22 protein-coding genes are annotated in these 23,140 nt (G+C 52.8%); 8 read left to right on the forward strand and 14 right to left on the reverse strand.

Annotation, left to right across the window (positions count from 1 at the left end):
* Nucleotide 1: 1 nt before the first annotated feature.
* The gene (locus LGT44_RS01195; RefSeq protein WP_268866343.1) at nt 2-1,039 is read left to right on the forward strand and encodes an alpha-ketoacid dehydrogenase subunit beta; all 1,038 of its coding nucleotides are present in this window, start codon (nt 2-4) and stop codon (nt 1,037-1,039) included.
* Between the two features lie 43 nt (nt 1,040-1,082).
* Entirely contained in the window at nt 1,083-2,240 is a 1,158-nt protein-coding gene (locus LGT44_RS01200; protein WP_230330892.1) for a dihydrolipoamide acetyltransferase family protein, read from the forward strand.
* A 7-nt stretch (nt 2,241-2,247) separates the two neighbouring features.
* Here LGT44_RS01200 and LGT44_RS01205 read toward each other — a convergent pair whose 3' ends face one another.
* The 7 genes from LGT44_RS01205 to LGT44_RS01235 all read right to left on the reverse strand — a co-directional run bounded on the left by LGT44_RS01205 (nt 2,248) and on the right by LGT44_RS01235 (nt 8,985).
* The gene (locus LGT44_RS01205; RefSeq protein WP_230330893.1) at nt 2,248-2,736 is read right to left on the reverse strand and encodes an AAA family ATPase; all 489 of its coding nucleotides are present in this window, start codon (nt 2,734-2,736) and stop codon (nt 2,248-2,250) included.
* Between the two features lie 90 nt (nt 2,737-2,826).
* Nucleotides 2,827-3,291, reverse strand: a complete 465-nt coding sequence (locus LGT44_RS01210; protein WP_230330894.1) for a 3'-5' exonuclease family protein — start codon at nt 3,289-3,291, stop codon at nt 2,827-2,829.
* Nucleotides 3,292-3,324: 33 nt separating this feature from the next.
* Nucleotides 3,325-5,274 carry a putative bifunctional diguanylate cyclase/phosphodiesterase gene (locus LGT44_RS01215; protein ID WP_230330895.1) on the reverse strand — a complete coding sequence of 650 codons (1,950 nt, stop codon included), beginning with the start codon at nt 5,272-5,274 and terminating at the stop codon, nt 3,325-3,327.
* The gene (locus tag LGT44_RS01220; protein WP_225692522.1) at nt 5,259-6,401 is read right to left on the reverse strand and encodes an FIST signal transduction protein; all 1,143 of its coding nucleotides are present in this window, start codon (nt 6,399-6,401) and stop codon (nt 5,259-5,261) included. The genes LGT44_RS01215 and LGT44_RS01220 overlap by 16 nt, the downstream gene beginning before the upstream one ends.
* Before the next feature lie 7 nt (nt 6,402-6,408).
* Nucleotides 6,409-6,663, reverse strand: a complete 255-nt coding sequence (locus tag LGT44_RS01225; RefSeq protein WP_145468197.1) for a DUF2789 family protein — start codon at nt 6,661-6,663, stop codon at nt 6,409-6,411.
* A gap of 111 nt (nt 6,664-6,774) precedes the next feature.
* Nucleotides 6,775-7,842 carry a fatty acid desaturase family protein gene (locus LGT44_RS01230; RefSeq protein ID WP_230330896.1) on the reverse strand — a complete coding sequence of 356 codons (1,068 nt, stop codon included), beginning with the start codon at nt 7,840-7,842 and terminating at the stop codon, nt 6,775-6,777.
* Nucleotides 7,843-7,935: 93 nt separating this feature from the next.
* Entirely contained in the window at nt 7,936-8,985 is a 1,050-nt protein-coding gene (locus LGT44_RS01235) for an AraC family transcriptional regulator (RefSeq protein ID WP_145468200.1), read from the reverse strand.
* Between the two features lie 132 nt (nt 8,986-9,117).
* On the opposite strand from LGT44_RS01235, the gene LGT44_RS01240 reads away from it, so the two are divergent.
* Both LGT44_RS01240 and LGT44_RS01245 read left to right on the forward strand, forming a co-directional pair.
* Entirely contained in the window at nt 9,118-10,839 is a 1,722-nt protein-coding gene (locus LGT44_RS01240; protein WP_145468201.1) for an AMP-binding protein, read from the forward strand.
* 226 nt (nt 10,840-11,065) lie between these two features.
* Nucleotides 11,066-12,871, forward strand: a complete 1,806-nt coding sequence (locus LGT44_RS01245) for an acyl-CoA dehydrogenase C-terminal domain-containing protein (protein ID WP_145468202.1) — start codon at nt 11,066-11,068, stop codon at nt 12,869-12,871.
* A 72-nt stretch (nt 12,872-12,943) separates the two neighbouring features.
* Here the strand turns inward: LGT44_RS01245 and LGT44_RS01250 are convergent, their stop codons facing one another.
* The gene (locus LGT44_RS01250) at nt 12,944-14,722 is read right to left on the reverse strand and encodes a HAMP domain-containing protein (RefSeq protein ID WP_230330897.1); all 1,779 of its coding nucleotides are present in this window, start codon (nt 14,720-14,722) and stop codon (nt 12,944-12,946) included.
* A 328-nt stretch (nt 14,723-15,050) separates the two neighbouring features.
* Between LGT44_RS01250 and LGT44_RS01255 the strand changes: the two genes are divergently transcribed.
* Nucleotides 15,051-15,707, forward strand: coding sequence for an OmpW/AlkL family protein (locus tag LGT44_RS01255; RefSeq protein WP_230330898.1), 657 nt, complete (start codon nt 15,051-15,053; stop codon nt 15,705-15,707).
* Nucleotides 15,708-15,802: 95 nt separating this feature from the next.
* Here LGT44_RS01255 and LGT44_RS01260 read toward each other — a convergent pair whose 3' ends face one another.
* The 4 genes from LGT44_RS01260 to murI form a co-directional block, all read right to left on the reverse strand.
* A complete protein-coding gene (locus LGT44_RS01260) occupies nt 15,803-16,453 on the reverse strand; it encodes a chalcone isomerase family protein (protein WP_230330899.1) in 651 nt (216 codons plus the stop codon).
* 101 nt (nt 16,454-16,554) lie between these two features.
* The gene (gene cls / locus LGT44_RS01265; protein WP_230330900.1) at nt 16,555-17,952 is read right to left on the reverse strand and encodes a cardiolipin synthase; all 1,398 of its coding nucleotides are present in this window, start codon (nt 17,950-17,952) and stop codon (nt 16,555-16,557) included.
* A 41-nt stretch (nt 17,953-17,993) separates the two neighbouring features.
* Nucleotides 17,994-18,545 carry a GTP cyclohydrolase I FolE gene (gene folE, locus LGT44_RS01270; protein WP_230330901.1) on the reverse strand — a complete coding sequence of 184 codons (552 nt, stop codon included), beginning with the start codon at nt 18,543-18,545 and terminating at the stop codon, nt 17,994-17,996.
* A 54-nt stretch (nt 18,546-18,599) separates the two neighbouring features.
* Complete coding sequence (murI, locus tag LGT44_RS01275) at nt 18,600-19,454, reverse strand: glutamate racemase (RefSeq protein WP_230330902.1); 855 nt, start codon at nt 19,452-19,454, stop codon at nt 18,600-18,602.
* 129 nt (nt 19,455-19,583) lie between these two features.
* Here murI and LGT44_RS01280 point away from each other — a divergent pair, with 129 nt between their 5' ends.
* The 3 genes from LGT44_RS01280 (at nt 19,584) to LGT44_RS01290 (ending at nt 21,999) form a co-directional block, all read left to right on the forward strand.
* A complete protein-coding gene (locus LGT44_RS01280; RefSeq protein ID WP_230330903.1) occupies nt 19,584-20,579 on the forward strand; it encodes a GGDEF domain-containing protein in 996 nt (331 codons plus the stop codon).
* A 63-nt stretch (nt 20,580-20,642) separates the two neighbouring features.
* Nucleotides 20,643-21,503 (forward strand): polyphosphate kinase 2, encoded by an 861-nt coding sequence (ppk2, locus tag LGT44_RS01285; protein WP_230330904.1) that lies wholly within the window; start codon nt 20,643-20,645, stop codon nt 21,501-21,503.
* Between the two features lie 274 nt (nt 21,504-21,777).
* Nucleotides 21,778-21,999 (forward strand): phosphatase, encoded by a 222-nt coding sequence (locus LGT44_RS01290; protein ID WP_225692531.1) that lies wholly within the window; start codon nt 21,778-21,780, stop codon nt 21,997-21,999.
* 39 nt (nt 22,000-22,038) lie between these two features.
* Here LGT44_RS01290 and LGT44_RS01295 read toward each other — a convergent pair whose 3' ends face one another.
* Together LGT44_RS01295 and LGT44_RS01300 are read right to left on the reverse strand one after the other, a co-directional pair.
* A complete protein-coding gene (locus LGT44_RS01295) occupies nt 22,039-22,611 on the reverse strand; it encodes a YceI family protein (RefSeq protein WP_225692532.1) in 573 nt (190 codons plus the stop codon).
* Nucleotides 22,612-22,656: 45 nt separating this feature from the next.
* Entirely contained in the window at nt 22,657-23,139 is a 483-nt protein-coding gene (locus tag LGT44_RS01300) for a DUF2489 domain-containing protein (RefSeq protein ID WP_230330905.1), read from the reverse strand.
* Nucleotide 23,140: the final 1 nt, after the last annotated feature.

Genomic DNA, 23,140 nt, shown 5'->3' on the forward strand with positions numbered 1-23,140 from the left:
CATGGTCAATCAAACAACAGACTCATTCAGCAGTGCATCTGCATCCCGTGATCTGACTCAGGGCGATCTGACTCTGGTCGAAGCGGTGAACCTGGCGCTGGCACGGGCGATGACCGAAGATCCGAACGTCGTCCTTCTGGGCGAAGATATCGGCCGCAATGGCGGTGTGTTCCGCGCCACACAAGGGCTGCAGGATCGCTTTGGCCGTGAGCGGGTAATGGATACGCCATTGGCAGAGACGCTGATTGCCGGTACGGCGATCGGTATGGCCAGTCAGGGACTGAAACCGGTCGCTGAAATTCAGTTTATGGGCTTTATTTTCCCGGCCATGGAGCAGCTGGTGACCCATGCCGCGCGGCTGCGTAACCGCACCCGCGGACGGTTGCATTGCCCGCTGGTGGTGCGTGCTCCTTTTGGCGGCGGCATTCATGCGCCCGAGCATCATTCCGAAAGTACAGAGGCATTATTTGCCCATATCCCCGGTATCCGGGTGGTGATTCCATCTTCGCCACGGCGTGCCTATGGTTTGTTGCTGAGTGCGATTGATGACCCGGACCCGGTGCTCTTTCTTGAGCCCAAGCGCCTGTACCGCGCGCTGAAACAACCGCTGGTGGATGACGGCGCGCGTCTGCCACTGGACAAGGTTTTTATTCTGCGTGAGGGCAGTGATATCACACTGGTCAGCTGGGGGGCCTGCATTCAGGAAACCCTGGAAGCGGCGCAGGCGCTGGAACAGCAGGGCATCAGCGCCGAAGTTGTGGATGTGGCGACGGTCAGTCCGCTGGATATGGACAGCATCCGCGCCTCGGTCGAAAAGACCGGCCGTTGTGTGATTGTGCATGAGGCCGCGCGCAGTGGCGGTATCGGCGCAGATATTTCCGCCCGCCTGAGCGAGCAGAGCCTCGATTTACTGCAGGCTCCGGTGATCCGGGTGACAGGCTTTGATACACCAATGCCGTATTTCCGCCAGGAGCAGCTGTATCTGCCACAGGTGGCCGACATTGTGGCCGCCGTTAACCAATGCATGAGCTACCGTTAAAACAGACATAAAAAATCAAAAGCCTGATACCTCAGGAGTGTTTATGCGTTATTTCCGCTTGCCCGATCTGGGTGAAGGGCTGGCCGATGCCGACATCGTGGAGTGGCATGTAAAAGCCGGTGATACGGTGGCGGTTGACCAGCTGTTGTTATCGGTTGAAACCGCAAAAGCCATTGTTGAACTGCCATCTCCCTGTGCCGGGGTGGTCAGCCACTGCTTTGGTGAACCCGGTGATACCGTCAATACCGGTGAGCCACTGGTTGAGTTTGTGCAGGATGAAGGCTCTGACACTACAGGGCGTGAAGATAACGGCTCGGTGGTCGGCGAAATGCCGGTTGCGCGCGAACGCAGCGAAGATCATTTTGTGATTGGCCAGGGCAACAGCCTGAATGCCGGCGCACGGGTGCGGGTCACGCCCAGTGTTCGGGCACTGGCACGGCGTCTGAATGTGGATATTCAGCAGATCAGTGGCAGTGGGCCGGATGGCCGCATTACGGCCGATGATGTGGAAAAAGCCGGGCGTCTGGATCAGCAACTGGGGCAGGGGGAACGCCTGACCGGTGTGCGCAAAAGCATGGCCCGTACCATGGCGCTGGCTCATGCTCAGGTAGTGCCCGTTACGCTGTTTGATGAAGCCGATGTGTCGCACTGGGAAACCACTGAGGATGTCAGTGTCCGGCTGGTGCAGGCCATTGCTGCAGGCTGTGCGGCGGTACCGGATTTAAATGGCTGGTTTCACGGTGATGAACAGCATCAGCAGATGACCCGGCGACTGATCAGTCAGATTGACCTGGGTATTGCGGTTGATACCGAGCAGGGCTTGTTTGTACCTGTACTGCGTGACGTTGCCAACCGCAGCGCAGATGACCTGCGTGCCGGCCTTGACCGGCTGAAAGCCGATGTTCGGGCCCGTACCATTCCGCCGCGGGAAATGCAGGGCGCAACCATTACCCTGTCGAACTATGGCGCCATCGCCGGGCGTTATGGCACTCCGGTGGTGGTACCTCCCACTATGGCGATTCTGGGTGCTGGCCGGGTGCTGGAGAAACCTCTGTGTGCCATGGGGGAACTCTTTGCCGGTAAGGTGCTGCCCTTATCACTGACCTTTGATCACCGGGCGGTCACTGGCGGGGAAGCCAGTCGTTTCTTAGCGGCTGTTATTACCGATTTGCAGAAAGAGCCGGATTTGATTGACCGCTGATCCGGTTTTAATCCTCCGGCCATTCAACCGTAAAACCTTCATCTTCTGTCGGTAACTGAAAATACTGACTCAGATGATAGAAGGTTTCCTCGTTATCAAATGCCGCGCGTTGCGGTTGTTCTTTGCGGCGTTGAGCAAGCTGCTTCAGGCAGCGCTCATCGCTGTGATCCAGGCAAATTAACCGGTGCCGGCACTGACTGTTATCAATAAGATGTTTAAACCAGCGGCGTTGCTCAATGGTGTTGCCGGGAAAATCGAGAATCAGTGTCAGGCCATTGTTTAGCAGCAGGCTGATATGGTCGCTCAGGATATTTTTTAACTGAGCCGAGCAGCGCAGATAATCCTTTATGGTATGGATCTGTTGTGGGTAAAGGGCCGCCAGCCACTGATCTTCTGAAATAAGAATGGTGTTATTTTCTTGTGACAATTGCCGGGCGAGAGTGGATTTTCCCGCTCCCATTTTGCCGCAGAAAAAAACCAGCATTCCGCTCGCCATGACACTCTCCTGATAATGTTGATTGTTATCAGGTTTTATCAGGAGAGCACGGCGCTGGCAATGTACTCTGTTTGTTATTTCCGGCTTGTGTTATTCGCGAGCAGCGGCGTGTTCCTGTGCCCAGGCCAGCAGCATACGGTGAACCCGCTCGTCGCAGGGCAGGTGGTGCAGTTCACTTTCATCCAGTGCGTTAGCATCCTGCCATTCGTCGCGGCAGTCACTGATTTCAATGCTCAGATCGCGGCTGCAGGCGTCATAGAGTTTTTCCAGCAGCTCAGTTACCCGCACAGGATCGTCGGCAAACAGATAAGGCTGTTCCAGATCGTGTTCCAGTTCACGCATCACCGACCAGGCGGTTTCACCACGCTGATACAGGGTGTCGGGGTTGATGCCGTGCAGATCCTGCAGGCCGATATCCCAGTCGTCCCAGTCATCTTCCGGCTGAATAAGAGTGGTTTTGATCTGGCCGTCAGACTGCGACCAGGCAATGGCAACCGGATGGGCGTGTTCTTCAAACGAACTGCCGTCGATGGCAATAAATTGCGGATATTTCACAGTGGCCTCTCAGGATTCAGGAATGCGGCGAATCTACTCAGATGCACCGGGTTTGACAAGGGGGGAGGTGGCGGCAGGCAGCGTCGGACTTAACTGAAAATAATGCCGGGCAGCTTCGCCGTTAACCGGGCGGCCATAAAAATAACCCTGTGCCAGATCGCAGCCGCTGTCGATCAGAAAATTGGCCTGCTCAACGGTTTCGATACCTTCGGCCACGATCAGTTTATTTAACTGTTTACCGAGGGTGATGATGGTGTTGGCGATGGCACGGTCGGCGCGGCTGGTGCTTAAATCGCGGACAAAAGTGCGGTCAATTTTGATCGCATCGACCGGTAGTGTCTTCAGATAATTCAGTGAAGAAAATCCACTGCCAAAATCATCCAGATAAACAAAGACATCGTGTGCGCGGAAATATTCCAGCACGCCTCTGGCACTGACCAGATCCTGCATCAGCAGGCTTTCCGTAATTTCAACCGAAATCATCGCCGATGGAATACCGTAAGAGCGGATGGTATCGACAATATCTTCATGAAAGCCGGGAATCAGAAACTGGCGCGGTGATAAATTGATGCTGATATTGCTTTCATAGCCTTCATTCAGCCACTGGCGGGCCTGATGACAGGCTTTTTCAACCACCATCTGGCCGATCTGGGAAATCATGCCGGCTTCTTCGGCGATATGAATAAAACTTTCCGGTGATACGAAACTGCCGTCCGGCCGCTGCCAGCGCAGCAGGGCTTCAAAACTGTGCAGCTGGCCGGTACGGGCGCCGCGCGGATCACTCTGCAAAAAGACTTTGGGCTGGTAATAAAGCTCGAGCTGATCCTGTTCAATGGCTTTGCGCAGTTCGGTTTCCATCTGCAGGCGATGCTGGGCGATACGTTCCAGTGACGGGGTAAAAAAGTGGAAGCAGTTTTTACCGTTGGCTTTGGCGCGGTACATGGCAATGTCGGCATTACGCATCAGCAGGCCGGTGCTTTCTCCATCATTAGGGTACATGGCAATACCGATAGAGGCGCCGATAAAAAAGCTGCGCTGATCCAGTTCGACCGGTGGCATCAGGGTGGCCAGCATATTATCGGCTCGCTGTAGTACTTCGTCCTGACTGCTGATGTCATCCATGATGACCACAAATTCATCACCGCCGACACGGGCTAACGTATCCTGCGGTTTGATTCCCTGTTTCAGGCGCAGGGCCACTTCGATCAGCAGTTTGTCACCGCTGGCATGGCCAAGGCTGTCGTTGATGGTTTTAAAGCCATCAAGATCGATATAACACAGAGCAATGCGCGAATGCTGCACCTGTGCGCGGTTAATACTCAGTTCCAGCCGGTCCTGCAGCAGTACCCGGTTAGGCAGACCGGTCAGGCTGTCGTGTTGTGCCTGATAGGTGATGGTTTCTTCTTTTTCACGGATTTCGCTGATATCACGCAGCATCCAGATATAACCGGCGACCGGGTGTTTGACTGCATAGACTTCAAGCCAGCCGCCTTTACGCATCGGGTAAATACGGTGACTGCCATGCTCATGATTGCGCATTTCTTTCAGCTGATCATACAGTTGCTGACCTTCAAATAATTGCAGAAAAGAATTACGGAACAGATCTGCGCCGGTCATATGATTAATACGTTCTTCGCTCAACCCCATCAGCAGTAAATAGTGTTTATTGACGGCAATCGGCCGGTCGGTATCGGCACTGACGACCAGAATCCCTTCTTTTGAGGCATTCAGGGTAGCATCAAGAATTTCATAGGAGGCTTTAAGATCGGCTTGTGCCTGTTGCTGCGTCTGCAGGTTCTGGCTCAGACGCTGATTGCGCTCCAACAGCTCTTCTGCTGTCAATGCCAGTGAACGTTCGAGCATTTCGCGGTCAAGATCTGCCTGCTCGTAAGCGCTGCTGATAGCCTGCAACAGAGGCTGGAATGTTTCCGGGACAGTTTCCTGAAAATGTCGTTTTAGCTGTCGTTTCAGCAGTCGGTGCATGCTGTTCGCTCAGTAAATGTAGTAATGGTCAGCGTTTGGTTGTGCAGATTGCACTTACCGACTCCGCGGTTGGGTGCAATTTCTCCGTAAGAGTAGAAACCGCAGACCGGGATATCGGCCCCCAGTGTCTCGCTGAAGGCTTCCAGTTCTTCATCAATTAATTGTTGCATCACCACCCGTCTGCCGACGCAGCTTACCAGCAGGGCAAAATCCGGTGTTGCCTGGTTTTGTTGGCTGACCTGCTGGCAGGCGGTATGAGCACCGTCGATCAGACGGTCAACATTCGCACGCATCAGTTGCGCGAAATGTTGCTCAGGGATGTCGGCGCCAAACAGCAGGCAGCGTTCCTGCCAGTCAATGCCGAGCACCGAGCAGACGACGGGGTCGTTGTCTGCAGCGGAGATCAGCAATGGAAAGCGCAGGCCGGATGCCGGCAGCTGGTCGGCATAATGACCCAGGTATTTTTCATACAGATCAAGGGCGCAGATATCATCAAGTTCATACAAGCGATTACCCCGGGCGCGGGTAATGCGGCGTTTTGGGCCGAACGGGTCCCAGCCGCCATAGCTGCCACAGCTCACACTGAGATGTTGGCCGTAAAATCCGATACCGCAGACGTGGTGGCTGAACCGGCCATCGCTGGTGTACAGCCAGGTTTGTTTAAAGCGTTCACCATCGGCGGCAATACCACCGGATATATGGTTGAAGGGGGCTAGCTGTTGGTTAAGTCCGGCTACCAGCTGGCTGCCATTCACACTGAGGCCATTGGCAAACACCAGTATGTGAATTAAATCGTCCTGCTGCAGTTGCTGCGCCACACGAATGCCGGCCTGGCGGCTGCCTTCAATACCGTCAACGCATTCGGTCACGAGTCTGATCCGGGTATGGGCAAAGCGGATAACCGTAAGAGTGATGCTGTTGTCGATCACCCGTTGCTGATGAATTTCGCCGCTGGCTGAGCAGCCGCATAAAGGTGTTTCCGGAAAGTGTTGCTGCAACGTGCTGATCGCTGCGGCCGGATCAACAGAGGCAAACAGCAGCAACAGATCAGCCTGACCTTCAGTCAGGGCCGGGGACCACTGTGGCGGGACGCTGGTGGCATCCCAGATATGCTGGCTGACCTGCATTCAGTAATCAGCAGGGACGGATGTCAGCGGCATGACGCAGAAGGCTGTCGAGGGTATCGATAACCTCGGCCCAGTCAGCATCCTGAGCCAGCGATTCACGCAGAAACGCCTGCTGTGAATTATTGAAAAAGTCGAGTTCGGCCAGCTTTTTATTGTCTGCAACGGGTTTATGCTGCTCGATAAAGTCGGCGATATTCTGGTCGGAGTTTGGCAGGCCGAGTTGTGCAAACAGGCCGTTAAGGCTGTGTACTGGCGATTCCATGAGCATACTCCTGAAACATGAGTGTATTTTTGGTAATCCTCTGATTTAGTTCAGAAATCAGCGGTTAAAACTCTCAATGTTCAGTTTAGCAGCTTGCTGGAAGAGTGTTGCCTATCCGTCGCTGCGGCCAAGCTGGCGCAGATGATGGTAATGACCTTTCAGTGCCGCGCCGAGGCTGGGATAACTGCGGATAGAATGACCCTGACGGTTGCAGGACTCCTGCAGTAAACGGTGCAGTGCTGGGTAGTGAATATGACTGACCCGGGGAAACAGGTGGTGTTCGACCTGAAAGTTCAGCCCTCCCAGAGCCCAGGTCAGGAAACGGCTGTCGGTGGCAAAGTCGACGGTGGTGCGTAACTGGTGTGCCGCCCATTCGTCTTCCATGCTGCCATCGGTCGTGGGCTGCGGAAATTCCGCCTGTTCGACTATGTGAGCGAGCTGAAATACCACAGCAAATAAAAAGCCTAAGATGGCATGCATGAGTAAAAAGCCGGTAATAACGGTGGTGCCGTCGGCAAGGCTCAGCGGCAGCGCGATATAAATCAGCAGATACAGCAGCTTGCTGGCCCAGAATTCCAGATGATCTGCGGCGGATAAGCGATGGCTGAACGGCCGCTGTGCGATTTTCTGGCGAAAATATGCTTTGTAGTCGAGAGCAAAAAACCAGAACAGACTGGTCAGCGGATACAGCAGCCAGACATAAATATGCTGATAACGGTGAAACCAGAAACGACGCTGGTGCGGGCTCATTCGGAACAGCCCCAGCGCATCAATGTCTTCATCAACCTCGTCCACATTGGTAAAGCTGTGATGATTGCGGTTGTGTTTCTGTGCCCAGTAAAAACGGTTACTGCCGATCAGATTAAAGGTAAGCGCGGCCAGCCGGTTGAGACGCCGTGAGCGGCTGAAAGATTCGTGAGCGCCATCGTGCATCACGTTAAAACCCACAAGGGCGGTGGCTATACCATGTATAAACCAGGCGGCCAGACTCCATGGGGCTGGCAGTAACAGCAGGGCGGCATAGCTGGCGCTAAACAGCAGCAAAATAAGAATGGCTTTACGGTACAGACGCTGGTCACCGCTTTTGGCAATGCCCTGCTGCTGAAAATACTGATTAACCTGAGCGGAAAGCTGCTGATATACCGGGCGCTGGCCGGCAGGAAAATGAACCTGATTCATGATTTATTATGATTGTTATCGTTGCCGCCATGCTACCTGAGTTTGAGATTTTGTAAAACGCCCGTCTCAGGATTGCTGCTGCGCACCAGCACTTTATTCGTCGGGCTGAGCAGGATATTGCTCCCGTGCTCTTTTACGGAAAGCCCGTGGTGATTCCCCCAGCCAGCGACGGAAGGCACGGCCGAAGTTTGAAGGGTCGTTGTAACCCAGCTGGTGGGCAATATCTTCCACCGAGGTATTGGTTTCCAGCAGCAGATGCAGGGCCTGTTCGCGCCGTGCCTCATCAATAATATTCTGATAGGTAGTGTTCAGCTGGGCCAGCTGGCGGTTAATGGTGCGCGGGCTGGAGTTCAGCGTTTTAGCCATAACGGTAAGCGTCGGAAACGCATCCATACGGTCGAGGCGGCGGCGGATCTGGGTTACCAGATCCTGGCCCCGGTCCAGCTCGGCCAGCTGCTTTTCACATTCGGCTTCCGCCATACGCCGCGCGGTGGTGTTGGCGGTAGATACCGGAGTATCCAGCAGCCAGGCCGGTATACAGAGCTGATTGTGTGGCTGGTTGAACATCACCGGAATGCCGAGAACACCTTCGTAACAGGAACCCGGGCGCACCGGGGCATCGGTAAATTTGGCTACGGCTGTCAGTTCTTCACTGTTCTGGGTCAGAAAGCGGGCAATGGTGACCAGCGTTGAAATAATATTCTGCACGACAAAACTGAAGGTGCTTGGCATGGCGGCCAGACGGTTGATCTGAATGATGGCGGTGTCGTGATCATGCAGAAAACGGATATCGGCCAGCAGGGTGCGGGTGCGGGCATAACGGATGGCCAGAGACAGTGCCTGCCCCAGCGTATCGCTGGCCATAATGGCAAAGCCGAGAAAGCCATGGCTGGAAATATTCATCCGTTTCCCATGCTCCAGCCCGAGCAGCGGATCGCCGCTCAGCGCCAAAGCATTCTCCACCACCTTGTGATACTGCAGGGGGGAGATAAATTCCTGTGCAGAAGCCAGCGTCTTACCACTCAGACCAGTGCCCTGAGCTAACTGTGCGGTGCTGATCCCCTGCTGGGCGAGCAGGTCAATCAGTTGTGACAGATATTCAGTGCCGATAAATGCCCGGCTGGCAGCGGAGGACTGTGACATAGTGGTCGGAATGTTTCAGTTGGCGTGTTATGACCGGAAGCATGTCACGTTTTCCTCTTTAACTCAACGCGGCTTTCGGTCATAGTTTTGGCCATTAAAAAAACAAAAACCTGAATTCTGAAGGGGAACCCTGTGGAAGCATCTTTCTGGGACGGCAAGCGCGCACCTGGTGTCAGTGATCAAATCGATCTGAATAAATACAATGCAGTAGTGGAAGTGGTGGAAAGCGCATTTCAGCGTTATGCCGACCGTGCCGCGTTTACCAGTATTGGTTACACCCTCACTTATCGTCAGATTGACGAGTACAGCGCAGCCTTTGCCGCTTATCTGCAAAATCACACCACGCTGAAGCCCGGCGACCGTATCGCCATTCAGATGCCGAATATCCTGCAATTCCCGATTGCTATGTACGGTGCCCTGCGTGCTGGTATGGTGGTGGTTAACACCAACCCGCTGTATACCGAACGGGAAATGCTGCACCAGTTTAATGACTCCGGTGCCAAGGCGCTGGTGTGTATGGATGTCTTTGCCAAATCGGTACAGAACATCCGCGCGGAAACCGGTCTGAAGCATATTATCGTGACCAGTCTGGCCGATATGCTGCCATTCCCGAAACGTACACTGATCAACGCCGCAGCCAAATACGTGAAGAAAATGGTTCCGGCTTACAACCTGCCGGATGCCATTCCGTTCCGTAAGGCACTGGCACAGGGCGCTAAGTTTGGCGGTTTTGTCGCCAACTACATCAAGAACCCGAATGACACCATTATTCTGCAGTACACCGGTGGTACAACCGGTGTGGCCAAAGGCGCAGAGCTGACCAACCGCAACCTGGTCGCCAACATGATGCAGGCCCGCGCCATGCTCAGCCAGACCGACAGCAATGGCCAGCAAATCAAGCCGGATACCGGTGTAAAAGTGGTTGCGCCGCTGCCGCTGTACCACATTTATTCTTTCACCGTGCATCTGATGGCGCTGTTTGAACTGGGTGATCACAGCATCCTGATTGCCAATCCGCGCGACACCAATATGTTCGTGCGTATGATCAAACCACATCAGCTGACCGGATTTATTGGTCTGAACACGTTGTTTGTATCACTGCTGAACCACCCTGAATTCAAGAACTGCGATTTCAGCCAGCTGAAGCTGACGCTGTCAGGCGGTACTGCGCTGGTGGAAGACACGGCCCGTCGCTGGAAAGAAGCAACCGGCTGTGGCATCTCTGAAGCCTATGGTTTAACTGAATGTTCGCCTGCGGTGTGTATGAACCCGGCCGGTGGTCTGGAGCAGATGGGCACTGTTGGTCAGGCCGTTCCCGGTACTGCGCTGAAGTGTATCGATCCGGAAGGTAACGAAGTGGCCGTCGGTGAGCGTGGCGAGCTGTGTGTTAAAGGCCCGCAGGTAATGAAAGGCTACTGGAACCGTCCGGAAGCGACCGCCGACAGCTTTACTGCGGATGGTGAATGGCTGCGTACCGGTGACGTTGCGGTGATCGATGAAGACGGCTTTGTGAAGATCGTTGACCGTATCAAAGATATGATTCTGGTATCCGGTTTTAACGTTTATCCGAACGAAATTGAAGACGTGGTAGCGATGCACCCGGCGGTTGAAAACTGTGCCGCTATCGGTGTACCGGATGACAAAACCGGTGAAGCGGTGAAATTGTTCGTGGTTGCAACCGACCCGAACCTGACCGTGGAAGAAATCAAGAAACACTGCCGTGAAAACATGACCGCTTATAAAGTGCCGCGTCATGTAGAGTTCCGCAGCGAACTGCCAATGACTCCGGTTGGTAAGATTTTGCGTCGTGAACTGAAGGATGAAGAAGCAAAAAAGCAGGCTGAGCCAGCCTGATTGGCTCCAGCCCTGAGTAAAAAAGCCCGCGCCTGACGCGGGTTTTTTTATTTCAGCCTCCGGCGTCTGACCGCCAACCTCCGACAGGTTACCCAAGTGACGCGCAGCATCGGCCGCGTAGCCAATGGCGCTGGGGCCGGCTGTTGCCAAAATCGCCGCACATTTTTACCCGATAGCGGGCAGTCCATTGTTGCCCTGAGTTCCGCGTTATTCTGAGGATGTGCAAATGATTCAGTACAAGGCTCCACTTAAAGATATTCAGTTTCTGATTAACGATGTATTCGATTTTCAGTCCCATTACAAAAACATTCCGGGTGGCGATGAAGCAACGCCGGAAATGGTTGATGCCATTCTGACCGAAGCCGCGCGCTTCAGTGAGGAAGTGGTTTCTCCGCTGTATCAGGTCGGCGATGAAGGCTGTGTGTGGAATGACGGTGAAGTCACCACGCCAAAAGGCTTTAAAGAAGCCTACGGCCAGTATGTTGAGGGTGGCTGGCAGGGGATGTCGGCGCCGGTTGCCTACGGCGGTCAGGGCTTACCTCTGTCTCTTGGTGTTATCAAATCTGAAATGATCGGTACCGCCAACTGGGTATGGGGTATGTATCCTGGGTTGTCGCTGGGTGCGATGAACACCATTTACATGCACGGTACCGAAGAGCAGAAGCAGACTTATCTGGTGCCTATGACCGAAGGTCGCTGGACCGGCACTATGTGTCTGACTGAGCCGCAGTGCGGTACCGACCTGGGTCAGGTAAAAACCAAAGCCGAGCCTAATGGTGATGGCAGCTACAGCCTGACCGGCACCAAAATTTTTATCTCATCCGGTGAACATGATCTGACTGAGCAGATTGTGCATATCGTACTGGCCCGCCTGCCGGGGGCGCCGGAAGGCACGAAAGGTATTTCGCTGTTTATTGTGCCGAAATTCCATGTGAACGCTGATGGCTCACTGGGTGATCGTAACCCGGTGGCTTGTGGTTCCATTGAAGAGAAAATGGGCATTCATGGTTCATCCACCTGTGTGATGAACTTTGACGGTGCCAAAGGTTTTCTGATCGGACCGGAAAACAAAGGTCTGATGTGTATGTTTACCTTTATGAATACCGCCCGTATCGGTACTTCGATTCAGGGCGTTGGTGCGGCTGAACTGTCTTTCCAGGGCGCTCTGCCTTACGCCAAAGACCGTCGTTCCATGCGTTCTCTCAGTGGTACCAAGCATCCGGATAAAGTGGCTGATTCGCTGATCGTGCACCCGGATGTGCGCCGTATGTTGCTGACCCAGAAGGCCATAGCTGAAGGTGGTCGTGCGATGCTGTATCACGCCGCCCGTCTGGCCGATTTTATGATGGCTGCACACGATCGTGGTGACAATAAAGGCTACGAACAGTTTGACGATAAACTGGGTTTTCTGACTCCGATTCTGAAAGCTTTCCTGACTGAGCTGGGCTATGAAGCCGCTAACCACGGTGTGCAGGTTTACGGTGGTCATGGCTTTATTAAAGAGTGGGGCATGGAGCAGATTGTTCGTGATACCCAGATTGCCAAGCTGTATGAAGGCACCACCGGTGTGCAGGCGCTGGATCTTTTGGGCCGTAAAATTCTGCTGGGTAAACTGAAGTCCTTTAATGAATTCCGTGCAGAAGTCACGGCTTTTATTAAAACTCATGAGAACCGTGCAGAAATGAAGCCGCTGATCAAACAACTGAAGCGCTATATGCTGCAATGGCGTATCAATACCTTCCGTGTTGCTTATAAAGCATCAAAAAACCGCGATATGGTGGGTGCGGCATCGGTGGATTATCTGATGTTCTCCGGTTATGTGGTGATGGCATATTTCTGGGCACAGATGGCTGATAAAGCTTACAGTGGTATTAAATCCGCTAAAGGTGACCGTGATTTTTATCAGGCTAAAATTCATACCGCTGAGTTTTATTTTGACCGTCTGCTGCCACGGGCAAAAGGCCATGCCAAAATGATGCTGAAGGATCCGAAAACCCTGATGCAGATGAAAGAAGAGCATTTCGCTTTCTGATTCTGAAGAAAACAAAAAAGCCCGGCATGGCCGGGCTTTTTTGTTTCTGTTATTACTGAAATTACGGTGAATTTACAGCCGTGCCATATCCAGACTGAATTCCAGATGCAGTTGCGTGGGCGTTTTAAGCTGGCGCTGCAGTGCGCCATCAAAACGCAGTGAAATTATATGATCACACAGCGCGTAAAATTCGCTGTCAGGAGTAATCTGTCCGGCTTCAAATGGAGCGTTCAGGTGAAAATCGATACTGGTCAGAACCATATCGTCGACCAGGCGGAGTTGCAGATCCAGCTTGCGGCAATGCTGCAATGCAGGATCTTTCAGCAACAGGTAATCAAACAGAAAGTGAATAAGATCCGGGTTTTCTTCAATAATCAGCGAGAAGGGCAACAGCCGGTTAACTTCTATTGATTGCAGTTCCTGTGCCTGATTCAGCCAGCCTTCAATGCAGTGAGTCAGGTTGATGCTGGTGCGTGTATCCTGGGTGGTAATGCGCAGATACTGCAGAAACACCTGAATGCCGGGCAACATTTCCGGCTGATGGATATGTTTAGCCAGATGCTCAAGTTGATTAAGCAGCAGGTGGTTGATTTTTTTCTGTTGCTGCTGACGCTCACTGGCATTCATCTGCTCCAGCTCGGATTCCAGCTTTTGTACCGTGGCTTTAGTGCGCAACTGCTCGTTATATAGTTCTTCTGTGCGTTGCGTGACTTTATTCTCCAGTGAGATGGTCAGTTCCTGGGCGTGGCGCCGGGCAATCTGTTCTTTGGTCCGGTCAACTACGCAGATTAATATCTGTTGCGGGCGGTTTTCATCATAACGGGTGATCTGCAGAGTGATATCGAAGTAGCATTCTTCCTGGCGGAAGTTGTACAGGCAGAACTCATCATGAATACGTGCGATGCGCCCCTGCAGCAGTTTGTTAATCCGTTCTCTTTGCTCCACCCCATGCGGGCCGCTGATCATATCCATCAGCCGGTCCATTGGATGCTTCATGCTTTCCAGCTCCAGTTCGGTACTGGCCAGCTGGTTGGCAAAGTGGTTGTTGCATTCGAAGCTGTCGTTGTCCGGCAGATAGCGGCAAAAACCAATTGCGGCATTATTAATGGCCATGCTGAGCTGTTCTTTGGTGTTTTCCAGCTGCATCCGCGCGCGTTCGCGCTCATCAACATCCTGCTGCAGAGTGTCACGCATACGGTTAATGGCATCGGCCACCATATTCAGCTCGTCCCGCTTATGCGGCGGATCGTTCAGCACCAGAGGATGATCCAGTTTGTTCAGACTGAACTGGCTGGCCCATTCCGCCATCCGGCCAAGGCGCCGGGTAATCACCTGATGGACAATAAACAGCACAAAGATCGAAACGGAAAAAGTTTTAATAAACTGCGTCAGCAGGATATTTACGGTTTTGTGTTTGAGTTCGTTGTACAGCCCGGTGTAATCCAGGTTCAGGTGCAGATTTCCCAGATGGTAGGACTGGCCGGCGCTCTGATAATCAAGGGCGAAAGAATAGCGTTGGTCAGACTGGCCGTAGACATCGCCTGCACTGTGCAGCACGTTGCCACGGTTTTCGATGTAGACGTAGACCACGCCGGGGAAGTTAAGAATACCGTTGAGCTGAGACTCAATCTGGCGTGAATCAAAATTCCAGAGGCTGTAACTGATGCTCTGCTGGTAACTGGTCTGAATCTGGTGCAGGTTTTTATCATAACTGCTCATGCCGCGCTGATAATCGGACATGAGGATGTACAGAAAAGCGGCGAGGGTGGTCACGAAGCTGAAGGCAAGCAGGTAGGAGAGCAGCTTGCGGCCGATGGATACGTAGTTCTTGTTGCTGGCTGGATTGTTCAAATTAATGCTTCGCAGTCAGTTGTCTGGTCTGTGGCTTAACCTGGTTTACAGCATGACTGTAATGATGGCTATCGTTACGGTCCGGGCTGCTCTGTGCTGGCAATTTCAGGCCAGTGTTATTCATTCTGGCGGCCTTATTGCGATAAAACAATGAAATACTCATGCCAGAAGCGCTGAAAATGGCGGTTAATGTCGTCCGAAGTTGATTTGTCACAACTTCTTTGGGGGTATAAGCCTAACCATTTTTATTTCTTGATTTGCATCAAATGGCACCCCGGATTAACCGTTAACCTGAGCTCATCTTTTAAGCATAGATGAGGAACACAGAATGAAACTGTTGAAAACTTTGTTAGCAAGCGCAGTCGCGGTTTCTGCAATGCCAGCTCTGGCTTATGAAGCCGGTGATATTATTGTTAAGGCTGGTGTTGTTAACGTGAATCCGAAATCAGACAGTGGCGCAGACTCAAGTCCGGTAACAAGCACATTGGTTCCAGGCGATAAAAGCGAGCTGGTTGTTGGTGATGATACCCAGTTAGGCCTGACTCTGACCTATATGGTGGCTCCTCAGGTGGGTGTTGAAGTACTGGCGGCCACTCCATTCCAGCATCAGGTAGAAGTTGAGGGTGGTGCTTTAGATGGTACTAAAGTGGCTGAAGCCAATCATCTGCCGCCGACAGTATCTGTTCAATACTACCCAATGGATGCTGCTTCAAAAATTCAACCTTATGTTGGCCTGGGTGTTAACCATACTTTCTTCTTCAATGAAAAAGACAGCACAGGTTTAGGCATTGTCGGTGGGTTGAAAAAGAGCTGGGGGCTGAGCTACTCAGCAGGCTTGGATTACATGATTGATGATCATTTTCTGGTTAACGCTGCAGTATGGAAAATGGATATTGATACAGAAGTCCGCGGTGGTGCAGCAGATGGTCTGAAAGTTGAAATCGATCCTCTGGTATTTATGGTTGCTGCCGGTTACAAGTTCTGATCTCAGTGTGATTATGAACAGATAGCAAAAGCCACGCATTGCGTGGCTTTTTGTTTTATCTGTTGTTATTGGTTGAGAAGTTATTTGTTAAGAATTTAATCTGCAGCAATGTTGGCATGCTGCTGGTCAGACAGGCCCAGAATTTCATTTTTAAAACGATGGGATACCGGATATTCGCCGATCCAGATTTTCAGTAAGGCGTCATACAGATCTTTACCGGGCAAAACACCTTTCACCTCGTCGTTGATGACTACCCGTGAACCAACACCGGGCACATAGTCGACATAACCTGCATCACCGCGCTCCAGTTTTCCGTCAAACATTTTTACCAGCATATCCAGCCGCTCATCCATCTGTTCGGCCTCGTCGCTGCTAATGTTCAGTTGCAGGGCATCATACATCGCCGTGGCGATACGGCGTCCGCTGACGCGATTAACCAGAATGTGGTAAACGATGCGTTTGTAGCTTTCCTGTTCGATGAGCTGACTGGCATCGGCGGATGGGGATTCGACATACAACAGACCAACGTAGGTATCGACCAGATAGTACAACGTGCGTACTGAGGCGCCGTTCAGCTGCAACTCCGGATGATCGCTGGATTGCGGCAGAACTTCCGGAAATTCAAAACCTTCTATTGTGCGTGCGTGGCTGGTTGCGCTCAGTGCGAGCAAAGAGATCAGCAGAGCGGGTTGCAGAGCCGATACGAGCGGGTGTTTGAGTGCTTTGCGGAATAACAGATTAACCATGGCGATCCCTCTGGTTTCTTATTGTTATGTCTTCACTCTATGCCCCTGAGCATGCCGGGGCAATGATTGTCATAATTAATTCATCAAACTGTGGTTGGCGGTTAAAGCAAAGGTGCGAGTAAGCGGCTTGTTTTGGCCAGCAGCACGGGCCACCAGTGTTGGCTTATTTGCGTTGGTTCGGAATGGTCGAAATCAATTTGCAGCATGCTTTCAACATCGCTGGCAAAACTCCGGCTCTGGATCAGCGCGCCGATTTCAAAATTAATCCGCAGGGAACGGTTGTCGAGGTTGGCACTGCCGATACTGCTCCATTCATTGTCGATCAGCAGTACTTTCTGATGCAGGAAGCCTTTTTTATAGGTAAAAAAGCGCACGTTGCAGCGGCTGAGGGATTGGATATAACCGCGCATGGCCTGTTGTACCAGCCAGCTGTCGCTTTTTTCCGGCACCAGAATGCGGATATCAATACCGCGCAGACCGGCCAGCTGCAGGGCGCTGACCAGATTCTGGTCCGGCACAAAATAGGGGCTGACCAGCCAGCAGCGTTCCTGTGCGCTGTGAATCAGGTGAGTGAAATACAGGCTGGCACTTTCGGTTTCATCGGCGGGGCCAGAGGCAATGCACATCACATTGTTATCACCGGTCGCCGGGCTGCTGTTCCATTCAATGGTTGGGATATATTGAGTGGCCCAGTGCCAGTCTTCGGTAAAAGATAACTGAAAACTGAGTGCTGCCGGACCATGGATTTCGACATGGGTGTCGCGCCAGAAGCCGTCTTTCTGACTGTTGCCACGGTACTCATTACCGACGTTATAGCCACCAACGTAGGCATATTCGCCGTCGCAGATCACCAGTTTACGGTGATTACGGAAATTCAGTTGAGTCCGGTTGCGCAGTTGCAGCGGATTAAAGCGTGATACCCGTACCCCGGCATCTTCCAGAGGTTTCAGAAAATGCCGGCCCAGGCTGCGACTGCCAATTTCATCGTACAGAAGATAGGTCGCAACACCGGAACGGGCCTGTTGGCATAACAGGCGGGCCAGTTCCTGACCGGTATCGTCGTCGCGCAGAATATAAAACTGTACGCAAATATAACGCCTGGCTTCAGCAATACGCCGGAACATGGTGCTGAAGGTGGTTTCTCCATCCGTTAATAACCGGCACTGATTGCCGGCAATTTGTGGCAGGCGGAAAAGAGGATAAAGAGGGCGTGTAAGGTGACCAGGGGGCAGGGCAAAGTGTTCAAGTCCCGTCTGAACCTGATCAGCAATAAAACTCAGACTGTGGTCACCATGGCGGCGGGCGCGCAGATAGCCGTGAAAGCGGCGGCTGCCAAAGAACGCGTAAAGGGGCAGGGTAACCAGAGGCATCAGCAATAAGCCCAGCACCCAGGCAATGGTGCCCTGAGACGTTCTTCCCTGCCACAGGGCATCAATGGCTGCCAGTACCCCAAAGGTGTACAGCAGCAGCGGCCATATCCACCACGCTTGCTCCGGCATGATTTCCCCTTAATTCATCATGGCCTGAGTAAACGGGATTATCATAGGCCAATCAAGCGCATAAATTCGTCACGGGTTGCTGCGTTTGAACGGAAGTCGCCTTTCATCACTGAAGTACGCATCATCGAATTCTGTTTCTGCACACCGCGCATCATCATGCACATGTGCTGCGCTTCGACGATCACACCAACGCCGCGGCAACCGGTTACTTCTTCCACGGCTTCTGCAATTTGCTTGGTCATGTTTTCCTGAATCTGCAGACGACGGCCGAACATGTCGACAATACGGGCAAACTTTGACAAGCCCAGGACTTTGCCAGAAGGCAGGTAGCCAATATGGCAGCGGCCGATAAACGGCAGCATGTGGTGTTCACACAGGGAATAAAACTCGATGCCCTGAACCACCACCATCTCATCGTTGTCGCTGGTGAAAACAGCGTTGTTGACCACTTCGTGCAGGTCGGTGGTGTAACCGCTGGTGAGGAATTGCATTGCCTTGGCGGCGCGCTTTGGCGTATCCAGAAGGCCTTCACGCTCAACGTTTTCGCCCAGTTCCGCCAGTACCTGTTGGTACAGGGATTCGAGATTTGACATGTCTATACCGTTGTTAATTTAAATACCTGAGCATTTTACTCAATTTTATAAAACTTATACAAACTGGTTTTTGTATAAGAAATTATCTGCCGGTAACACCGCGCAGCGACTTAACTGGCCGAGCGCTTCGAGATAACGGATCGCGCCGCCCGGTTCTTTGGCTACATCCGTCCAGAAACACTGCAGAAAACCATTACCGTCCGCCGCTGTGCCAGCCGGCAACAGGTCAGCCACACGGCGGGCGATGGCTGCACCAGAGTCAACCCAGCAGACGTTGGGCCACAGCTGCTGCAGCTGTGCTTTCAGTAACGGAAAATGCGTGCAGCCAAGAACCACATGGGTCAGCGGTTCGGGTTGTCTGAGCCATTTATCCAGGTGAGTGAACAGATCCTGTGGCGGTTGCTGGTGAGTGATCCAGTCTTCGGCCCACTGCACCAGTTCTTTGCTGCCGAAGCGGCGCACATTGCAGTGTCCGGCGAAATCACGGATCAGATCATCGGTGTACGTCCGGTTCACGGTTGCCGGAGTGGCCAGCAGGCCGATATGACAACCGGCTGCGGTGTTGTCTGTCTGCTCTGCGGCCTGTTCTGCTGCAAGAGCCGCGGCCACTTTAATGGCCGGTACAACCCCAACGACTGGAATATCGAGCTGTTGTCGCAGCTGAGGCAGAGTCAGCGTACTGGCCGTATTACAGGCGATGATCAGCAGATCGGGCTTTAACTCCCGTACCGCGCTTGTACAGACCTGAAGCACACGGGGGATCAGTTCTTCATCGGTTTTCAGACCGTAAGGAAACGCTTCGTTATCCATCAGATAATGCAGTGACAGGTGCGGTAACAGCTGTCGCACTTCACTGAGAATGCTGAGTCCTCCGACGCCGGAGTCGAAGATCAAAACCGATGGCTTCATGGCGGTACTGGTTATGGAAAGCGCGGCAGTTTAGCAAATGTTTCTGTTTATATCTGCAGCGCGGCGCAGCGAGCGCGAAATGACAGGAAGCAACTATACTGCTCTGGACGGAAAAGGAGCTGTAACTGAGTGGATTTACAGGAATTACTGGATAACGCCCGGCGCAATGAAGCGCTGCTGCGCCGCCTGCAGGCGTTTGAGCTGCAGTTACTGTCCTGCCAGACCTGGTTTGATTTTCTTACCCTGTTGCTTGATGGACTGCCTGCTCAGTTCGACCTGGATGCTGCAACCCTCAAAGTGTGTGATCCCGACGGTGAGTTAAAAGCTGCAATGCTGCAGTCTCTCGATCTGGAGCAGGGGGTGCTGCTGAATCAGCTCGAATTTCAGAGCCGTGTTCCTATTATTGATGCTGCCCCGATTGCGCCACCGCCTCCCTGGCAGAGTGGTCTGGCCTTACCTTTGTTGCGCAACGATGTGTATCTGGGGCAGTTACGCCTGTACTCGACCAGTCCGGCACGCTTTCAGGGCGGTATGGCCACCGATTTTATGCAGCATCTGGCGGCGGTGATTGCCGCCTGCCTGATGATGGTTAAGCAGTCGGAAGAGCAGGCTCGGCTGGCTCTGACCGACCCTTTAACCGGTGCTGAAAACCGCCGTGGTTTTGAGCGGGCTTATCAGCGTGAATGGGCGCGGGGTCAGCGTCAGTACCATGTGTTTGCCATGATATTGCTCGATCTTGATCACTTTAAGCGGGTGAATGATGTGCATGGTCATGGCACCGGCGACCGGGCGTTAAAAGCGTTGTGCCGGACACTGAAGAGTGTGATGCGTCCGACCGATCATATCGGCCGTTTGGGCGGCGAAGAGTTTGCTGTACTGTTGCCAGGTTGCCAGCCTGACCAGTTGCGCGCCGTGGTTGAGCGGGTGCAGCAGGCCATTCGTTCGATGAGCGTACACAATGATCTGCAACAACCGGTGCCGATGACGGCTTCGGGCAGCTTTGTTTCTGTTACCCCGCGTCCGCATCAGAATCTGGAGCTGGGGCAGATCATTGATCATCTCGACAGCTATCTCTACCAGGCCAAACGTAATGGCCGCGATTGCTTTGTCAGTGCCGAACAGTGACGGGTATCAAATACCGGTTCACTGCTTCGGTTAAAGTCTTGTTTTAAACCGACCGGAGGTGTCATGTCCGATTCTTCTTCTCACCCATATCCTCTGATACTTCCCGTGGATAAAACACCTGCCGATAAAGCCCCTCCGGCAGAACCGGAAAAAACCCTGCATTTACCGTACGGCGAGCGCATGACCCGCGAACGCTACGAGCAGGAAAAGCAAAGCCTGCAGATTGAACTGTTAAAAATGCAGAGCTGGGTAAAGGAAACCGGGCAAAAAGTCGTCGTGTTGTTTGAAGGGCGCGATGCGGCCGGCAAAGGTGGCACCATCAAGCGCTTTATGGAACATATGAATCCGCGTGGCGCCCATGTCGTGGCGTTGGAAAAACCCAGCGACAGCGAACGTACCCAGTGGTATTTCCAGCGCTATGTGCAGCATCTGCCGGCGGCGGGAGAAATCGTGATGTTCGACCGCTCCTGGTATAATCGCGCAGGTGTGGAACGGGTGATGGGCTTTTGCAGTAATACCGAATATATGGAGTTTATGCGCGAGGTGCCCGAGCTTGAGCGCATGTTTGTACGCTCGGGAATTCATCTGATCAAATTCTGGTTTTCCGTTAGTCGTCAGGAGCAGTTGCGCCGTTTCCAGAGTCGTCAGGTTGACCCGTTAAAGCAATGGAAACTCAGCCCGATTGATCTGGCATCACTGGATAAATGGGATGATTACACCGAAGCCAAAGAAGCCATGTTTTATTACACCAATCATCTGGATGCGCCCTGGACGGTGGTGCGCTCGGACGACAAAAAGCGTGCGCGGCTGAATACCATGCGCCATGTGCTGAATCAGCTGGATTACACCAATAAATCGACCTCGCTTGATCTGACGCCTGATCCGCTGATTATTCAGCCCGCCACTCAGTCTATGGACTGCTAGGGCCTGTTAATACTCAGTGAATCCGGCCTGCTGAGCGCCAGTTTTTCTCAGAGCAAGGAGAGAGAAGTGATATTAGCGGGCTAAATGAATAACGAACGACGACGTTAATGGGGAAAACTGGCCTCAGCCCGAAGGGTTATGGCTAAAAATCCCTCATCCTGCGTTGCTGTTCGCTCGCTTAACCCGTTAGGCCACACTCTCAGCGCCTTGTTTGAGAAATTTTTAGCCAATAACAGGCCTGTTTAATTAGTGTTAACAGGCCCTAGGACATAACATGCAGGACAGACCTCATCGTAAGCACGCGCAGAGAATTGTGCAGAATTTCCGTAACGAACTGGGACAGGATCTGGCCGACAAGATTGGTGACTACCATTTTGGCAGCCTTGAGGTGCTGATCGAGTCGGCACTGAATACTGTGGTGATGAGCGCAATGAACGACACTGTCACCGATATTGAGCAGTTACTGAAGCTGGCACAGAAGCGCGCCAAAGGCTGAAACGGACTGCAGGTATTGTTGCCTGCAGTCCGGTCTGATTTATTGAGCCGGGCTGAAGGTCAGGGTGAAGCTGACGGGTACCACTTCGGCAATGCGTTCCAGCTTGGCAATGTCACGCAGTTTCTGAATACCGGCGGTCAGGGCGAAGCTGTCAGCCTGCACCAGTACTGGCTGCAGGCTGGTGATCACCACTTGTTTGTCCTGTGCCGGAACAATCATTACCGGCACGCTGATTTCTTCTTCGCTGCCATGCAGCATCAGTTTACCTTTCAGATCCAGTGTCTGGCTGATACCGTCGCGCGCTTTTTTCATGGCATCGGCCGGGATGACAGCGCTGAAGGTTGCGCTGCTGAAGCTGCTGGTTTCAAACAGGAATTCCTGCATGCGCTCATCGCGGATCGGAATGCCGGAATCAATGCTGGTCAGATCAATATTCAGCTCAGCCATCCCCTGATCGGTCACTTTGCCGCTGATTTTGCGGAAGTGGTGCACTTCGGTCAGATGAGTATTTTTGGTGGTCAGAAAGGTGAGGGTCGAGGGGGACTGCAATGTCCACTCAGCCTGAGTAAAAGCGCTGAACAGCAGGGCAGAAGCAAATAGTATAGGGCGCATGATGTTTTCCTTGTCTTTGTTATCGACGGGTTAGCGGACTGGCGCTTACTGAATAAGAGTAACCGCCGGGAAAGAATAACTGACCAGCCAGCGCAGTTCGCGTTCAATACCGGTTTTGTTTTCGTTTTCCAGTGTCCAGCGTTGCTGATCCAGTTTGAACTGCTCTTTACGGGACAGCTGTTTGTAAGCATCCAGAATCGGCATTGATGATGTTGACTGATAATGGCTGCGTACGGTGCACAGTTCATCCTGTTCCCATACTGCGGGGTCCAGCGCAGACATCAGGTATTGGATGCGTAACACGCCTTCGGTAATTTCGCACTGTTCGTCGAGGACTGCACGGGCGATAAAACGGATATCCTGCAGCAATTCCAGCTGGCGGTTACGCAACTGCATGGCCGCCTGAGCTCCTTCTTCCTGCTGACGTTGTTCAACAGCCTTAACCTGACGGGTCAGGCGCCAGGCGTAACCGGCCAGCAGGGCGATAATTAACAGACCCAGAATAATCAGGCTGTAAGTCAGAATCATG

The organism is Thalassolituus alkanivorans (assembly GCF_020447205.1).
In the GTDB taxonomy this organism is placed as follows: Bacteria; Pseudomonadota; Gammaproteobacteria; order Pseudomonadales; family Oceanobacteraceae; genus Venatoribacter; species Venatoribacter alkanivorans.

Bases quoted from the DNA above. Each gene is read 5' to 3' on its own strand.
- murI (WP_230330902.1), bottom strand. From the start codon at position 19,454: ATGAAGCCATCGGTTTTGATCTTCGACTCCGGCGTCGGAGGACTCAGC.
- LGT44_RS01290 (WP_225692531.1), top strand. From the start codon at position 21,778: ATGCAGGACAGACCTCATCGTAAGCACGCGCAGAGAATTGTGCAGAAT.
- LGT44_RS01230 (WP_230330896.1), bottom strand. From the start codon at position 7,842: ATGAATCAGGTTCATTTTCCTGCCGGCCAGCGCCCGGTATATCAGCAG.
- cls (WP_230330900.1), bottom strand. From the start codon at position 17,952: ATGCCGGAGCAAGCGTGGTGGATATGGCCGCTGCTGCTGTACACCTTT.
- LGT44_RS01300 (WP_230330905.1), bottom strand. From the start codon at position 23,139: ATGATTCTGACTTACAGCCTGATTATTCTGGGTCTGTTAATTATCGCC.
- LGT44_RS01260 (WP_230330899.1), bottom strand. From the start codon at position 16,453: ATGGTTAATCTGTTATTCCGCAAAGCACTCAAACACCCGCTCGTATCG.
- LGT44_RS01225 (WP_145468197.1), bottom strand. From the start codon at position 6,663: ATGGAATCGCCAGTACACAGCCTTAACGGCCTGTTTGCACAACTCGGC.
- LGT44_RS01220 (WP_225692522.1), bottom strand. From the start codon at position 6,401: ATGCAGGTCAGCCAGCATATCTGGGATGCCACCAGCGTCCCGCCACAG.
- LGT44_RS01215 (WP_230330895.1), bottom strand. From the start codon at position 5,274: ATGCACCGACTGCTGAAACGACAGCTAAAACGACATTTTCAGGAAACT.
- ppk2 (WP_230330904.1), top strand. From the start codon at position 20,643: ATGTCCGATTCTTCTTCTCACCCATATCCTCTGATACTTCCCGTGGAT.
- LGT44_RS01245 (WP_145468202.1), top strand. From the start codon at position 11,066: ATGATTCAGTACAAGGCTCCACTTAAAGATATTCAGTTTCTGATTAAC.
- LGT44_RS01255 (WP_230330898.1), top strand. From the start codon at position 15,051: ATGAAACTGTTGAAAACTTTGTTAGCAAGCGCAGTCGCGGTTTCTGCA.
- LGT44_RS01200 (WP_230330892.1), top strand. From the start codon at position 1,083: ATGCGTTATTTCCGCTTGCCCGATCTGGGTGAAGGGCTGGCCGATGCC.
- LGT44_RS01205 (WP_230330893.1), bottom strand. From the start codon at position 2,736: ATGGCGAGCGGAATGCTGGTTTTTTTCTGCGGCAAAATGGGAGCGGGA.
- LGT44_RS01295 (WP_225692532.1), bottom strand. From the start codon at position 22,611: ATGCGCCCTATACTATTTGCTTCTGCCCTGCTGTTCAGCGCTTTTACT.
- folE (WP_230330901.1), bottom strand. From the start codon at position 18,545: ATGTCAAATCTCGAATCCCTGTACCAACAGGTACTGGCGGAACTGGGC.
- LGT44_RS01235 (WP_145468200.1), bottom strand. From the start codon at position 8,985: ATGTCACAGTCCTCCGCTGCCAGCCGGGCATTTATCGGCACTGAATAT.
- LGT44_RS01195 (WP_268866343.1), top strand. From the start codon at position 2: ATGGTCAATCAAACAACAGACTCATTCAGCAGTGCATCTGCATCCCGT.